Origin of the sequence: Xanthomonas sp. NCPPB 4037 (assembly GCF_041475695.2) — a bacterium.
GTDB lineage: Bacteria > Pseudomonadota > Gammaproteobacteria > Xanthomonadales > Xanthomonadaceae > Xanthomonas > Xanthomonas campestris.
The window spans coordinates 1,583,861-1,598,751 of sequence record NZ_CM191261.1 but is presented as its reverse complement, the minus strand read 5'-3'; the positions used below and the strand labels follow the sequence as shown (position 1 = coordinate 1,598,751).

The window sequence follows — 14,891 nt, the reverse complement described above, 5'->3', positions numbered from 1 at the left end:
GCCGGTGTGATTGCTTGTGCCGGTGTGGCGCGCGGTAACGCTTCCGCGTGACCAGCCAGGTTGCATGTGCAGGCGCAGCCAAGAATTCTGCTCAGGCTGAAAAAGGATCCAGCCACCAACGGCACCGAACTCGCCCCGACGGCCCCATTGCCGTGCTACCCAGGCGCCTACAGCACCTCCAAATGCGAGCGCCAATGCTCCGCCTGCGCCTGCAACTGCGCCAGCGCCTCCGGCGCCATGTCGTCCAGTTGCCGGTACGGCAACGCCAGCCGCTCGTTGCTTCCCAACAGCGCGCGCTGGCGGGCCAGAAAATCCCAGTACAGCGCGTTGTACGGGCATGCGCGCGGGCCCACCCGCTGCCTGCGCTGATAGGCGCAGCCAGTGCAGTAGTCGCTCATGCGATCGATATACGCCGCGCCGCTGATATAGGGCTTGCTGCCGAGAAAGCCGCCGTCGGCGAACTGACTCATGCCAACCGTATTGGGCAACTCCACCCACTCGAACGCATCGATGTAGACGCCCAGATACCAGCGATGCAAGGCCTGTGGATCCAGCCCCGCCAACAATGCAAAGTTGCCGATTACCATCAGCCGCTGGATGTGGTGCGCATGCGCCTTGTTCAACGAATTGCCGATCGCATCGGCCAGGCAACGCATGCCGATCTGCCCATCCCAGAACCAGTGCGGCAGCGGCGCGTGCTGGCCTAGCTGATTGGATTGCGCGTAACCGGGCATCTGCGACCAGTACACACCGCGCACATATTCGCGCCAACCCAGGATCTGGCGGATGAAGCCTTCCACCGACGCCAGCGGCGCATGCCCGTCGCGCCACGCTGCCTCGGCACGTGCAATCACTTCGGCCGGGTGCAGCATCTTGACGTTCAGTGCGAACGACAGCAGCGAATGAAACAACCGCGGGCTGCGCGTGCTCATCGCATCTTCGTAGCGGCCGAAGTGCGGCAGCGCGTGCGTGATGAAGTCGTCCAGTTGCTGCAGCGCTTCGTCGCGGTGCAGCGGCCAGGGCAAGGCATCGGCCTGCGGTGCGCCAAAACTGCGTACGCCGGCTGCTTCGATGGTCTGCCAGAGTGCAGCATGGTCGTGGGTCATGCGCCAATCCGCCGGTGCCGGCGGGTCGCCCGGCCACGGCGCGCGATTGTCATGGTCGAAGTTCCAACGCCCGCCTTCCGGGGCGCCCCCGTGGTCCAGCAGGATGCGATGCCGTCGCCGCATGTGGCGATAGAACACTTCCATGCGCCAGGCTGCACGCGCATCGAAGCACCCGGCCACGTCCTCGCGCTCGGTCAGGAAATGTTCGCTGCCCACCATGCGGCTGGCAAACGGCTGGGCTGCGCACCACTGCTCCAGCAGTTCATCCAGGCGCCACTCGTCCGGCGCCTGGTATTCCAGCCACTTGGCGCGGTAGTGCACCATCAACGCTTCCAGATTGGCGGTGATCGACTGCCGATTGCTGGGCGTGTCGATGCTGACGTAACGCACGCGGTGCCCGGCCTGCCGCAAGCGCGCGGCGAAGGCGCGCATTGCCGCGAAAATCGCCAGGATTTTTTGCGCGTGATGCAACACGTAGTCGGTTTCCGCACGCACCTCCATCAGCACGTAGACCACACTGGCGTTGGGCGTCTCGAACCAGCTGTGCAGCGGATTGAGCTGGTCGCCCAGCACCAGGCGCAGCGTATGCGCCGGCACCCAGCGCTGCAGTTCGGCGCCCGTGTCTGCACCGCCTGCATCGTGTTCACGCATCGGCGGCACGCGACTCGTTTCCGATGCGGGATGTGCATGCTGCTTGCTCCATCACGCAATGCGTGCGGCTTCGCATTCCGTCATCGCGATATGCCCGCTCAACCTGATCCGCCATGCGGCTGTGCTCCTAAACCTCTTCCCTGCAATACGCGCACTGGCAGCCGATGGATTCAGTCGCGACCGCCTGCGTCATACGCGCAGATGCGTTGCGCCAGCGCGGTTCCGCTACACCAGGCGCCCTCGACCTTGCCGCCTGCCAACCAATCGCCGCACAGCCCTGCCGCCGATGCTGCATCCCACACGCACGCATCGGCCACGGCCGGGGATTCGGTACTGGCCGCTTCCCAGAAGAAGGCCTCACATGCCAGCGGCGCGGGTAAGCCGAGCGCCGGTAATTCCGGCAGCAGCTGGTCGATCACCTCTGCTGGCGTGGCATCCCGATGGGCGTGACTCCACGCCGCGGTGGCGTGCAGCAGCCAGGTCTCCGCACCGACGCGGCCGGGCTTGCTGGAGTTGCGGGCGATCCAGCGCAGTGGGCCGGCATTGACGAACAACCCGTCGTAACCCGCCTCCACCGGCGCTGTAAAACATGCCACCACGGCCCAGGCCGGTTGCATGCGGACGCGGGCAGCAATGCCCGCCAGATCGCTCGCAGCCGTCTCCAGCAACGCAGCGGCCTGCGGCGCGGGCAGTGCCAGCACCAGCAGTTCGGTATGCACGGCTTCTGGCAGACCAGCACCTCTCAGTGCCCAGCCGTGTTCGGTGCGTTGCAGCGCATCGATGCGCGTTTCGGTACGCAGGTCCAACCCAACCGCCAGCGCACGCGCTGGTGCCGCCATATCCGGCACTCCGACAAAGCGTCGCAGCGTGCCAAGTGAGGGCTGCAGGGTGGAGCCATCCCAACTGGCCAGACGCGCAGGCCATGGCGCAGCACAGTCATTTGCTATCCACGCCCTTACCGCCGCCATGAAGTCCGGATCACGCGCAGTGAAGTACTGCGCGCCGTGATCGCAGTGCCACTGCTGGGCTGCAAGTGCGCGCATGCGTCCACCTGGCGCCGGTGCCTGCTCGAAGATCGTGACGGCGTAGCCGGCCGCCTGCAGCACGCTGGCGCAGCGCAGGCCGGCCAGCCCGGCGCCGATCACCGCCACCGTGCGCGGCCCGCGCATCAGGCTGTGGCGACCGCGGCCGCGCGCATCAGATCGCGCAACCGTCCGGGCCGCAGGCATCGCCGGTTGCGGCGGCCGACGCGGATTCGGCGGCCAATTGCAGCAACGCCTGTGCCATGACATCGGCCGGTTGCGCACCCTGGAGCAGGCTGCGCCCATCGATGACAAAACTGGGCACCGCGCGGATACCGATCTGCGCGGCCTGCTGCAGCTGCGCCTGGACCTGCGCACTGCCCTCGTCGGACGCCAGCAGCGCCTGCACGCGTGCGGGCGCCAACCCGCCAGCCGCACCGGCAGCGATCAGGGTGTCGGCCGCCGCAAGATTCCTGCCTTCGGCAAAGTGCGCATGGAACAGCGCTTCGATCACCGGCTCGACATCACCCTCGCGCGCCGCCAACCAGATCAGCCGGTGCGCGGGCAAGGTGGTGACCTGTACCTGCCCACGCGAAAAATCAAACGGCAGGCCTTCGGCGCGCGCGGTTTGCTGGGTCTGCGCCAGCAATTGTTCGGTACGTTCGGCGCTGCCGAACTTCGGCAGCAAGGCCTCGCGCAAGGGCACCGGCTGCAGGCCACTGTCTGGATCCAGCTGGAAGGCGTGGTAGTGGATTTCCAGCGCCGGCAAGCGCTCACCAAGCGTGGCCACGGCCTGCTCGAAGCGGCGTTTGCCGATCCAGCACCACGGGCACACCACATCGGACCAGATATCGATTCTCATGACGGGTGTGTGTATCGCATGGTTGAGTTGGGTTGCAGCATAGACGCTGCGCCGCGCGAACAGATCCCCCGCGCCTTGCGGCCGGTGGAACTCAGCGTACCGACCACTGCGAAAATGGCTGCGATGCCAACGCCAGGTTGTAGTAGCGCGCATCGTCGGTGACTTCCGCGCCGATCCAGTCTGGCAATTGCAGCGCTTCGTCGGCGTGCTCCAGCTCGACCTCCGCCACCACCAGCCCGGCGTTGTCACCCAGGAATTCGTCCACTTCCCACACATGCCCGGCGTACTCAACCAGATGCCGGCGCTTGTCGATCAGCCCACCCACACACAACGCGAGCAACGCGCGCGCATCGTCGAGCGGAATCGGATATTCGAACTCCTGACGGGTATGCCCGAGCTCGCGCGACTTGAGGTTGAGGAATGCCGCATCGCCCTGGATGCGCACACGCACCGAGGCATTTTGCGCACCACTGCGCAGCGACGCCTGATCGTTGATATAGCCCTGCGCCATCGGGATGACCGCATGCGTGGCGGTACGCCAGCCGTCGCCGGTCACCAGAAATTTGCGTTCGATTTCGATACCCATGAAGGCAAGTATGGCCGGCCGCGCGGAAAAATGCCTGGCTATTGTGGGAGCCACCCACCTACACTCCGCGCCCCCACTGAAAGGATGCACGCCATGACAGGCCGTCGCCGTTACACACCGCAGATCGTGCTTGCCACCGCACTGCTGCTCGCCGCCGGCGGTGCCAGCGCCGCGGCCGCAGCGCCCTCGCTCGCACAGGCCCAAGCCGCGCTGGACACAGCGATGCAGAAGGACGCGGCAGGCAACCCCGACCAGGGCGACGACCTGATGGGTGAGCTGTTTCGCCCACGTTTGACGGCTCTAGTTGGCTGCCTGCCACCCGCGGAGCAGACGCCCCCAGGCGCAGTCGACTGCCTCGTCACCGGACAGGCCGGGCCCAGCGAAAAGCACATGGCACTGCGATTCCTGCCAACCGCCAACGGCTGGCAGTTGCAGCACAGTGACACCGAGATGGAAGTCGCCGCACCGGTGCCCGACAACGCGCGCGTGCAGGTGCTGCTACGTGAAGATTTTTCCAAGAAGCTGGTGACCGAACGCAATGCAGCTGTGCGCAAGAGTCTCGAACAGGCGGTCAGCACGGCGCAGGTCCTTGCGGTGGAGCGCTGCGCCGTCTCCGAGCACGCACCGGTGGTTGCCTGCACTGTCCAGGCCATTGCTGCCAACGAGCGCGGCGAATTGCAGATGCAGTTCGCCCTGGTCGATGGGCAGTGGCAGAACGCTACCCCGCACACTGACTGACGCGGCGTACGCGCCTCGCTGCAGTAGTTCCGACGCGCTCACCGCCACTGGGTGCGTGCGTGGAATGGCCCACACACATCCCCGACCGGGATGTGTGCTGCATCAGCTGCCATTGCAGGTACGCCTCGGATCAGCACCGTGACGCGTGATGCCAACGCGCAAGCCTCGCGCTAGCGCTTCTCAAACACCGCGATGCTTTCCACATGGGCGGTGTGCGGGAACATGTCCATTGCACCAGCACTGAGCAGGCTGAAGCCCTGCTCGTTCACCAGGTAGCCCGCATCGCGTGCCAGTGACCCTGGGTGGCAGCTCACATAGACGATGCGCTTGAACTGCTTCAGCGGCAGCTGCTGCAACACGTCGATGGCGCCGGAGCGCGGTGGATCGAGCAACAGCTTGTCGAAGCCCTGGCGCATCCACGCAGTCTGCCGCTGATCTTGTGTGAGGTCCGCTGCGTAGAACTGCGCATTGTCCAGCCCGTTACGCTGTGCGTTCTCGCGTGCGCGCGCCACCAAACCGGCGTCACCCTCCACACCGACGACTTCGCGCACGGTACGCGCCAGCGGCAGGGTGAAATTGCCCAGACCACAGAACAGGTCCAACACCCGGTCATCGGGCTTGGCATCGAGCAATTCCAAGGCGTGGGCAATCATCTTCTGATTGAGCGAGGCATTGACCTGGATGAAGTCCAACGGACGAAACGCCAGCTCCACATCCCACTGCGGCAATCGGAAGGACAAGGGCACCTCTTGCGGCCACAACGGATGCACGCTGTCCACGCCGCCAGGCTGCAGGAAGATCGCAAAATCGTGCGCCTGGGCGAACTCCACCAAGGCCTGCTCGTCACGTGCGCTGAGCGGCTGCAGATGGCGGATGGTCAGCGCCACGGCATCGTCGCCGGCGATGAATTCAATCTGCGGAATGTCGCGCTTGCCGTCCATGCCTTCGACCAGCGCCGCCAGCTGCGGAATCTTCTCGCCAATCTGCGGAATCACCGTGTAGCAGACCGACAGGTCGGCCACGAAGCGCGGGTCCAGTTCGCGGAAGCCGACCAGGGTCTTGTCCTTCTTCTCGACCCGGCGCACCGAAAAGCGGCCCTTGCGGCGATAGCCCCAGGTATCGCCCACCAGCGCCGGCAGCACCGTTTGCGGCGTGACGTGGCCGATGCGCTCCAGGTTGTCCATCAGCACGCGCTGCTTGGCCACGATCTGCTGCGACTCTTCCAGATGCTGCAGCACGCAGCCGGCGCACACACCAAAGTGCGGGCAGCGCGGCGCCACCCGCTGCGGCGATGCCTGCAGCACTTCCACCGTCTTGGCCTCATCGAAATGGCGGCTGCGTGCGGTGGGCTCGGCGGTCACGACCTCACCCGGCAGCGCGCCACTGATGAAGGTGACCTTGCCGCCCTCGCCATCGCGGCGCGCCACACCGCGGCCGTCATGGCTCAGGTCGGTGATCGCGGTCTGGAACGGGGTGCGGTCGAAACGGTTTCTGGATCTGGCCACGTGGCGAAAGCTGCGGGCAAAAAGGGTGCGTATTGTCGCAGATGCGATTGCCGCCGGTCGCCATACGGGTGCGAGCAATTGTCGCGCCCCGCAAACCAGGGCACACTTCGGGAGCTCGCGCTACACGCAGTACGCGGCACGCTGACAAGGAGGCAGCATGAACATGGCAACACGTCAGGAACCCCAGCCGCGCGTTCTGTTGGTCGAGGACGACCCGATCAGCCGTGGCTTTCTGCAGGCCGTGCTCGAAAGCCTGCCCGCCCAGGTCGACTGGGCCGACTCCTTGTCTTCGGCACTGGACCGTGCACGCGCGCGCCGCCATGACCTGTGGCTGATCGATGTCAACCTCCCAGACGGCACTGGCAGCGACCTATTGCGCGCCCTGCGCCTGCTGCACCCGGATGTCCCCGCCCTGGCGCATACCGCTGACGGCAACGCGGCCATGCAACGCGGCCTGCAATCAGACGGCTTTCTGGAAATGCTGGTCAAGCCGCTGACCTCCGAACGGCTGCTGCAGGCGGTACGCCGTGGCCTGGCACGTGGGCGCTACAGCGTGGCCCCGGTGGGCGTGGTGGATATCGCCGCCAGCGACTGGGACGAGGCCGCCGCACTGAGTGCGCTCAACGGCCAGCAGCACCACCTCAATGCCTTGCGCGAATTGTTCCTGGCAGAGCTGCCTGGCACCCGCGACGCCGTGGATTCGGCGCTGCTGGTCAGCGACGAGCTGGCGCTGCGCAATCACTTGCACCGGCTACAGGCCAGCTGCGGGTTTGTCGGTGCCGCCCGGCTTGCTGGCGCAGTGCGGTTGCTGCGTGGCGATCCGCAGTCGCGGATTGCACAGAACCAGTTCCATGCCGCAGTAGCCGCGCTGCTGCACTGACCCGCTGGCCGGCATCTCCGGAGCGCCCCGGCATCGACCGGGTGCAATGCCGTCTACGCGCCGCGTCGCGCCAATTCTTCCAGCATCTCCCATGACTTGAGTCCGCGCCCGCTCAGGTGGTGCAGCAAGACTCCGCGCATGCTGCGGCGCAGCCCCGGCATGTCCTCGGTGGCCGGTACCCGGTCCTCGCCTAGCGCCAGCAACGCCGCACCAGTCACGGTCTCGCGGCGATCCTGCGCCAGCCGCTCGCTCAACACCCGCCGCGCGCCGTCCTGCGGATCGAGCCGGTAACGGGCGGCCGGATCGATCGGCTGGCCGTCACTATCGTGTTGCAGATCGAAGCCGAACCCCAGCCCGTCGAGCACGTCGCGCTCGAACTGCCGCAACCCCCACGCCAGCGCGGCACCAGAGGCCAGGTGCGCACGCGCCTGCGCATAGCAGTCGAACAGCTCCGGCACCGGCGCATGGCGCGGTGCAAGCCGCAGCAACAGTTCGCTGATATAAAAACCCGCCAGCATCGCTTCGCCAAGCAACCGCGGCGCGGTATCGATGGCCTCGGCCTGGCGCAGCTGCGCCAACTCGCCACGCTGCACCGCGGTGAACTGGATCAATTGCAGCGGCTGCAGCGCAGCGCGCAAGGCCTGCTTGCGTGGCCCGTGCACGCCCCGCGCCAGCAATCCCACGCGCCCGTGCTGCTCGGTCAGCACTTCCACCAGCAAGCTGGTCTCGCGCCAGGCGCGTACGTGCAGGACAAAGCCGCGCTCGTGTTCGATCAGCATGAGAGTGTGTTCGGCCAGGTGCTGGCTTGGCAGCAGTTAACCGCCGCACGCCGGGACAGCGAAATTGCAGATGCCTGGCGCATGAACTGGCACATCAGCACAGGTCGGAACCTCTCACACAAGCACCGGCATGGGCACGCACCTGTTAACCCTGGACACTGGAAGCATCGGCCTCAAACAGAATCAGCCCCATGCACACGCGCGCCTGGCGCTTGCGCGCTCGACTACCCTGCCTCTGCTCAGTCGTAACCGAAGGCCTTCAGCGCAGCCTCGTCATCCGACCAGCCCTCGCGCACGCGCACCCAGGTTTCCAGGAACACTTTTGCACCGAACAAGCGCTCCATCTGCAGGCGCGCCTTGCCGCCGATGTCTTTCAGGCGAGTGCCGCCCTTGCCGATCACGATGGCCTTCTGGCCCTCGCGCTCGACCCAGATCACCGCGCCGATGCGCAGCAACGCACCATCCTCGGCAAAGCGTTCGATCTCCACGGTGGTGGCATACGGCAGTTCTTCGCCCAGTTGGCGCATCAGCTGCTCGCGCACCAGTTCGCCGGCCAGAAAACGCTGGCTGCGATCGGTGATTTCGTCTTCGCCGTACATCGCCTCGGCTTCGGGCACCAGCTTGAGCAGGTCGCTCACCAACGCCTCTAGGCCCTTGCGCTTGAGCGCAGAGACCGGATGCACGGCGGCAAACGTGCGCCCTTCGCTGACCTGCGCCAGGAACGGGAACAGCGCGGTCTTGTCCTTGAGCCGGTCCACTTTATTGACCACCAGCACTACCGGCACGTCAGCGTCGCTGAGCACGCGGAATGCCAGGGTGTCTTCTTCGTCCCAGCGGCCTGCCTCGATCACCAGCACCGCGGCATCCACGCCTTCCAGCGAACCGCGCGCGGCGCGGTTCATCACCCGGTTCATCGCGCGCTTCTGCTCGCGGTGCAGCCCGGGTGTATCGACCAGCATCAGCTGGCCTTCCGGGAAGGTGGCAATGCCCAACAGACGGTGGCGCGTGGTCTGCGGACGATTGGAGACGATGCTGACCTTGGCGCCAACCAGCGCATTGGTCAGGGTGGACTTGCCGACATTGGGACGGCCAATCACGGCAACGCTGCCGCTGCGGTGGGGAGAGGTTTCGCTCACGTGTTCGAATCCAGTTGTGCGATGACGGTGGCTGCGGCCTGTTGCTCGGCGAGCCGACGAGACGTGCCCTGCCCCTCGGCGCGGGCAGCTGGCTGCTCAAGGATGCAGGCCACATGGAACTGCTTGGCGTGTTCGTCGCCGCTTTCGCTGATCAGGGCGTACTGCGGCAATGGCAATTGCCGCGCCTGCAGCCATTCCTGCAGCCGGGTCTTGGGATCTTTCTCGGCCTTGCCGACCGGCAGCGCGGCCAGCGACGGCTCGAACCAGGGCAGCACCACCGCGCGGCAACGCTCGAACCCGCAGTCGAGATAGATCGCCGCAACGATCGCTTCGACTGCGTCGGCCAGGATCGAATCGCGGCGATGCCCGCCGGATTTCAATTCGCCCGGGCCCAGCGTCAAGCGCTCGCCCAGGTTGAGGGTGCGGCCAATGACGGCCAACGCGCCTTCGCGCACCAGCTCGGCGCGCGCGCGGGTCAAGGCGCCTTCATCGGCCTTGGGCCAGCGCTGATACAACGCCTCGGCGATCAGCAGATTGACGATGCCATCGCCTAGGAATTCCAGACGCTCGTTATGCGGCGTCCCGGCGCTGCGATGACGCAGCGCCTGGGCGAGCAGACCCGGATCGGCAAACGCATGCCCGATCGGATCACCGCGCTGGAAAGTTCTATTCGACACCACGCGCCGTCATGTCTTGCGATGTATCGAACTTACCCACGATATCCAGATTACCGATCAACTCGCGACGCACTTCATAGTTGACCTTCATCCGCCAACCACCATCAACGCGCTCGAACTTGACGTCTTCTTTTTTGACGTTTTCCGAGTAGTTGATATAGAGACGACGGAAGAACAAATCCTGCAACTTGGACGGATCCATGTTTGCACTGCCTGGCTCGTTTGCCAGGCCCTTCATGGCCGTCCGCACGGAATAATATTCCTGATACATCGGGAACAACTTCATCCCCAGATACAACGCAAACCCCACCACCGCCAGCACCACCACGAACGACGTCAACGTCATACCGCTTTGCTTGCGCTTCATTGTGTGTCCCCCGGCACGCACCGCGTGCATTTACTGGATTCCAGTCCCGATCCGCGATGGATCGAAACTCCCCTTGCAGAACCACCCTTCACAATTGAGCCAGATCAGGAACGCCTTGCCGCGGAGATTGGCCTCCGGCAGGAAGTGCGTCTGCGTCCAGAATCGGCTGTCCTCGCTATTGTCGCGATTGTCCCCCATCACGAAATAGCTGTCTGCCGGCACCGTCCAGTCGCCCTGGCCAGCCGGCATGTTGCGGTCTACCCACTCCAGCACGGTGTGGGTCCGCCCGGGCAGGTCTTCCACCAGCAGCGTGGTACCGGTCATCTCGGCGCCCTTGCCCTTGCCGATGTACTCGCCCTTGACGGTGTAGCGCATCGGCTTGTCGTTGATGTACAGCGTGTCGCCGTGGAAGCCGATCTTGTCGCCCGGCAGGCCGACCACGCGCTTGATCCAGTTCTGGTCCGGCGCATGCGGCGGCTTGAACACCACCACGTCGCCGCGCTTGGGTTCACCGGTCGGGATGAACTTGGTGTTGGTGATCGGCAAACGGAAGCCGTAAGCGAACTTGTTGACCAGGATGAAATCGCCGATGAGCAGATTGGGCATCATCGAGCTGGACGGAATCTTGTACGGCTCGGCCACGAAGCTGCGCAGGATCAGCACCACCGCCAGCACCGGAAAGAACGCACGCGAGTAGTCGATGATCGCCGGCTCGCTGTCCAGCAGACCGGCGCGCGCCGCGCGGCGCTTGGCCAGGAACAGCTTGTCCAGCAGCCAGATGAAGCCGGTGCCCAGCGTCAACACAACCAGGGCGATTTCAAACCATTTCATTCGGGTTCCTTCGGAACAGGATTCGGGATTGGAGATTGGGGATTCGCAAAAGCTCAGGGCTGGCGCGTCGTTGCCAATCCCGAATCACGCATCCCAAATCCCTGCTACTTATCCATCTGCAAGACCGCCAGGAAGGCCTCCTGCGGAATCTCCACGCGGCCGACCTGCTTCATGCGCTTCTTGCCTTCTTTCTGCTTTTCCAGCAGCTTTTTCTTGCGCGAAACGTCGCCACCATAGCACTTGGCCAACACGTTCTTGCGCATCGCCTTGACCGTAGAACGCGAGATGATCTGCGAGCCGACGGCGGCTTGAATTGCCACGTCGAACATCTGCCGCGGGATCAGCTCTTTCATCTTTTCGCACAGCTCGCGGCCGCGCCGGTCGGCGTAGCTGCGGTGCACGATGATGCTCAGCGCATCGACCTTGTCGCCGTTGATCAGCGTGTCCACGCGCACGAACGGGCCAACCTGGAAGCGCAGGAAGTGATAGTCCAGCGAGGCATAGCCGCGGCTGACCGACTTGAGCTTGTCGAAGAAGTCCAGCACCACTTCGGCCATCGGCAGCTCGTAGCTGATCTGCACCTGGCTGCCCAGGTAGTTGATGCCGATCTGGCTGCCGCGCTTTTCTTCGCACAGAGTGATGATGTTGCCGACGTAATCGGGCGGCGTGAGGATGTTGGCGCGGATGATCGGCTCGCGGATCTCTTCCACGTGGTTGAGCGGCGGCAGCTTGGACGGGTTATCCATCGGGATGATGGTGCCGTCGGTCTTGAGCACCTCATAGACCACCGTCGGCGCGGTCGAAATCAGATTGAGGTTGTACTCGCGCTCCAGCCGTTCCTGCACGATTTCCATGTGCAGCATGCCCAGGAAGCCGCAGCGGAAGCCGAAGCCCATCGCCTCGGAGCTTTCCGGCTCGAAGCGCAACGCGGCATCGTTCAGACGCAGCTTGTCCAGCGCTTCGCGCAGATCCGGGTAGTCCTCGGCATCGACCGGAAACAGGCCGGCGAACACGCGCGGCTGCATTTCCTGGAAACCGGGCAATGCGTGCGGCGCCGGGTCGGCCGCCAGGGTGAGGGTGTCGCCGACCGGCGCGCCGTGCACGTCCTTGATCGAGGCATTGATCCAGCCCACTTCGCCGGCGCCCAGTGACGCCAGCTCCTTGCGCTTGGGGGTGAAAACGCCGACCTTGTCGACCAGATGCGTACGGCCGGTGGACATCACCTGGATCTTGCTGCCCGGCTTGATCTCGCCCTGCATCACGCGCACCAGCGACACCACACCTAAGTAGTTGTCGAACCACGAGTCGATGATCAACGCCTGCAGCTTGTCGGTATCGCGCGGCTTGGGCGGCGGAATCCGGTGCACGATCGCTTCGAGCACCAGATCGATATTGAGGCCGGTCTTGGCGCTCACCGCCACCGCGTCCTCGGCGTCGATGCCGATCACCGCTTCGATTTCGGCCTTGGCACGTTCGATATCGGCGGTGGGCAGGTCGATCTTGTTGAGCACCGGCACCACTTCCAGGCCCTGCTCCACGGCGGTGTAGCAGTTGGCGACCGACTGCGCTTCCACGCCTTGCGCCGCATCCACCACCAGCAACGCACCTTCGCAGGCCGCCAGCGAGCGGCTGACTTCATAGGAGAAGTCCACGTGCCCGGGGGTGTCGATGAAGTTCAGGAAATAGGTCTGCCCGTCCTTTGCCGTGTACGGCAAGGACACCGACTGCGCCTTGATCGTGATGCCACGTTCGCGCTCAATCGGGTTGGAGTCGAGCACCTGGGCTTCCATCTCGCGCGCCTGCAAACCGCCGCACAGCTGGATGATCCGGTCGGCCAGGGTGGATTTCCCGTGGTCGACGTGGGCAATGATGGAGAAGTTGCGGATGTTCCGCATTGAATCAGAGGACATTGAGGTGGGCGCCGGCGGTGCCGTCGTCAGGGTAACGCCACATTATCGCACGGCTTGGCCCGCCAGGCCGGGATTAGAAAATCGGGATTGGGGATTGGCCAGGCAAGGGCAGCGCACCGCGCACGACGCGCCGCCCTTGCCAATCCCGAATTACCAATCCCGAATCCCGGCGCCTGTCAGCCGCCCGCCTTCAACGCCACATAGCTGGTGGCCTTGCCATCGGTGACCAGCAGCATCACCACGTCGCCCTTCTTGTAGCTGGCCAGCGCACGGTTCAGCTCGGCAACGCTGCCGACCTTGGTGCGGCCGACCCGGGCGATCACCAGGCCCGGAGCCAATGGCGGCTGAGTGCTGCGTGCAGCCGAGCCGGTGACCGAGGCAATGCGCACACCCTCACCCGCTTCCAGACCCATGCGGCTGCGCTCGGCGGCGGTCAGGTCCGCAACCTGCAGGCCCAGCAGCTCCACGCTGGCGGGCGCGGACGGCTTGCTATCGTCGGCCGCAGTGCGCGGGGCGCTGCTGCCAGACTCGTTTTCCAGCGTGCCCAAGGTGACGGTGACCTGGCGCGGCTTGCCGTCGCGCAGCACGTTCAAGCTGACCTTGGAGCCCGGCGGCATCAGCCCGATCATTGGCGGCAGATCGCTGGCCACCGCGATTTCCTTGCCGTTGACCGAGCGGATCACATCGCCCACCTCGATGCCGGCCTTGCCAGCCGGGCTGCCGGCGGGGATGTCGTTGACCAGCGCGCCGCGCGTATCCGGCAGGCCCAGGCCTTGCGCCTTCAGCGTATCGATCGGACCGACGGCCACGCCCAGCATGCCGCGGCTGACATGCCCGCTGGCCTTGATCTGCTCGGCCGCACTGAAAGCCAGGTCGATCGGGATCGCAAAGCTAATCCCCATGTAGCCGCCCGAGGCGGAGAAGATCTGCGAATTGATGCCGACCACCTCACCTCGCGTATTGAGCAGCGGGCCACCGGAGTTGCCCTGGTTGATCGCCACGTCGGTCTGGATGAACGGCACGTAGCGCTGGTCGGCGTATGGATTGCTGCGACCGGTGGCGCTGACGATGCCGGCGGTGACCGAATGATCCAGCCCGAACGGCGAGCCAATCGCCACCACCCACTGGCCCGGCTTGAGCGTGTTGGAATCGCCGATGCGCACGGTCGGCAGGCCCTTGGCCTCGATCTTGAGCAGGGCGACGTCGAACTGCTCGTCGCTGCCGACCACCTTGGCCTTGAACTCGCGACGGTCGGTGAGTTTGACGGTCACCTCGCTGGCGCCATCCACCACGTGATGATTGGTCAGCACATAGCCGTCGGCGGAAATGATGAAGCCCGACCCCATCGACTTGCCGGCGATGCCGCCATCGTCATCGCCCTGCCCCGGCCCTTGACGCGGGCCACCCGGCATCTGGAAATCCGGGCCGAAGAAGCGCTTGAAAAACTCCGGCATCTGCTCGTCGTCGGGCATCGCGCCGCCGCCACGCCCGCCCGGACCGCCGCGCTGCGAGCGCGCCATGGCGTCCTTGCGGGTGATCGTGGTTTCGATATTGACCACGCCCGGGCCGACCTGCTCGACCAGATTGGTGAAATCCGGCAAGCCCGCCACCAGCTGCGGCGCCGGCGTGGTGCTGCGGTTGGCCGCGATCGGCGCGCTGGTCTTGGCTGGCGCTTCGGGTTGCTGCGCGCAGGCAGCCAACGGCAGGGTCATGGCCAACAGGCCGAACATCTGGGTGCGGATGCGGTGATTCATCAGGTTGCCTCCGATGGCAGGGCGACAAGGGTCCAGACCCGAACGATTGCACGGGCCGGACACGGTAACGGGAGCATGGATGCCGAA

At 65.0% G+C, this 14,891-nt stretch carries 14 protein-coding genes; 2 read left to right on the top strand and 12 right to left on the bottom strand.

The window, feature by feature from the left end; translation table 11 throughout:
- Nucleotides 1-167 precede the first annotated feature (167 nt).
- From ACCQ01_RS07125 to ACCQ01_RS07110, 4 genes are all read right to left on the bottom strand, one after another.
- On the bottom strand, nucleotides 168-1,757 hold the full coding sequence (locus tag ACCQ01_RS07125) for a cryptochrome/photolyase family protein (RefSeq protein ID WP_228432633.1): 1,590 nt from the start codon (nucleotides 1,755-1,757) through the stop codon (nucleotides 168-170).
- A gap of 170 nt (nucleotides 1,758-1,927) precedes the next feature.
- Entirely contained in the window at nucleotides 1,928-2,926 is a 999-nt protein-coding gene (locus ACCQ01_RS07120) for an NAD(P)/FAD-dependent oxidoreductase (RefSeq protein WP_228432634.1), read from the bottom strand.
- A 28-nt stretch (nucleotides 2,927-2,954) separates the two neighbouring features.
- Nucleotides 2,955-3,641 (bottom strand): DsbA family oxidoreductase, encoded by a 687-nt coding sequence (locus ACCQ01_RS07115; protein ID WP_228432635.1) that lies wholly within the window; start codon nucleotides 3,639-3,641, stop codon nucleotides 2,955-2,957.
- A gap of 91 nt (nucleotides 3,642-3,732) precedes the next feature.
- Nucleotides 3,733-4,227: a CYTH domain-containing protein gene (locus ACCQ01_RS07110; protein ID WP_040941594.1), complete on the bottom strand. Its 495-nt coding sequence runs from the start codon at nucleotides 4,225-4,227 to the stop codon at nucleotides 3,733-3,735.
- Nucleotides 4,228-4,320: 93 nt separating this feature from the next.
- On the opposite strand from ACCQ01_RS07110, the gene ACCQ01_RS07105 reads away from it, so the two are divergent.
- Nucleotides 4,321-4,965 carry a hypothetical protein gene (locus tag ACCQ01_RS07105; protein ID WP_228432637.1) on the top strand — a complete coding sequence of 215 codons (645 nt, stop codon included), beginning with the start codon at nucleotides 4,321-4,323 and terminating at the stop codon, nucleotides 4,963-4,965.
- A gap of 170 nt (nucleotides 4,966-5,135) precedes the next feature.
- Here ACCQ01_RS07105 and rlmD read toward each other — a convergent pair whose 3' ends face one another.
- Nucleotides 5,136-6,470: a 23S rRNA (uracil(1939)-C(5))-methyltransferase RlmD gene (rlmD, locus tag ACCQ01_RS07100; RefSeq protein ID WP_228432639.1), complete on the bottom strand. Its 1,335-nt coding sequence runs from the start codon at nucleotides 6,468-6,470 to the stop codon at nucleotides 5,136-5,138.
- A 157-nt stretch (nucleotides 6,471-6,627) separates the two neighbouring features.
- Here rlmD and ACCQ01_RS07095 point away from each other — a divergent pair, with 157 nt between their 5' ends.
- Complete coding sequence (locus ACCQ01_RS07095) at nucleotides 6,628-7,350, top strand: response regulator (RefSeq protein WP_011036470.1); 723 nt, start codon at nucleotides 6,628-6,630, stop codon at nucleotides 7,348-7,350.
- Nucleotides 7,351-7,403: 53 nt separating this feature from the next.
- Here ACCQ01_RS07095 and recO read toward each other — a convergent pair whose 3' ends face one another.
- The 7 genes from recO to ACCQ01_RS07060 form a co-directional block, all read right to left on the bottom strand.
- Nucleotides 7,404-8,129 (bottom strand): DNA repair protein RecO, encoded by a 726-nt coding sequence (gene recO / locus ACCQ01_RS07090; RefSeq protein ID WP_057672959.1) that lies wholly within the window; start codon nucleotides 8,127-8,129, stop codon nucleotides 7,404-7,406.
- A 239-nt stretch (nucleotides 8,130-8,368) separates the two neighbouring features.
- The gene (gene era, locus ACCQ01_RS07085) at nucleotides 8,369-9,265 is read right to left on the bottom strand and encodes a GTPase Era (RefSeq protein WP_011036468.1); all 897 of its coding nucleotides are present in this window, start codon (nucleotides 9,263-9,265) and stop codon (nucleotides 8,369-8,371) included.
- Nucleotides 9,262-9,942, bottom strand: a complete 681-nt coding sequence (rnc, locus tag ACCQ01_RS07080; RefSeq protein WP_011036467.1) for a ribonuclease III — start codon at nucleotides 9,940-9,942, stop codon at nucleotides 9,262-9,264. The genes era and rnc overlap by 4 nt, the downstream gene beginning before the upstream one ends.
- Nucleotides 9,932-10,339 carry a DUF4845 domain-containing protein gene (locus tag ACCQ01_RS07075; RefSeq protein ID WP_116903517.1) on the bottom strand — a complete coding sequence of 136 codons (408 nt, stop codon included), beginning with the start codon at nucleotides 10,337-10,339 and terminating at the stop codon, nucleotides 9,932-9,934. Before ACCQ01_RS07075 ends, rnc begins: the two co-directional genes overlap by 11 nt.
- Complete coding sequence (lepB, locus tag ACCQ01_RS07070) at nucleotides 10,340-11,140, bottom strand: signal peptidase I (protein WP_011036465.1); 801 nt, start codon at nucleotides 11,138-11,140, stop codon at nucleotides 10,340-10,342.
- Between the two features lie 104 nt (nucleotides 11,141-11,244).
- Nucleotides 11,245-13,035, bottom strand: coding sequence for a translation elongation factor 4 (gene lepA, locus ACCQ01_RS07065; protein ID WP_014507149.1), 1,791 nt, complete (start codon nucleotides 13,033-13,035; stop codon nucleotides 11,245-11,247).
- Between the two features lie 191 nt (nucleotides 13,036-13,226).
- On the bottom strand, nucleotides 13,227-14,804 hold the full coding sequence (locus ACCQ01_RS07060) for a DegQ family serine endoprotease (protein ID WP_228432641.1): 1,578 nt from the start codon (nucleotides 14,802-14,804) through the stop codon (nucleotides 13,227-13,229).
- Nucleotides 14,805-14,891: the final 87 nt, after the last annotated feature.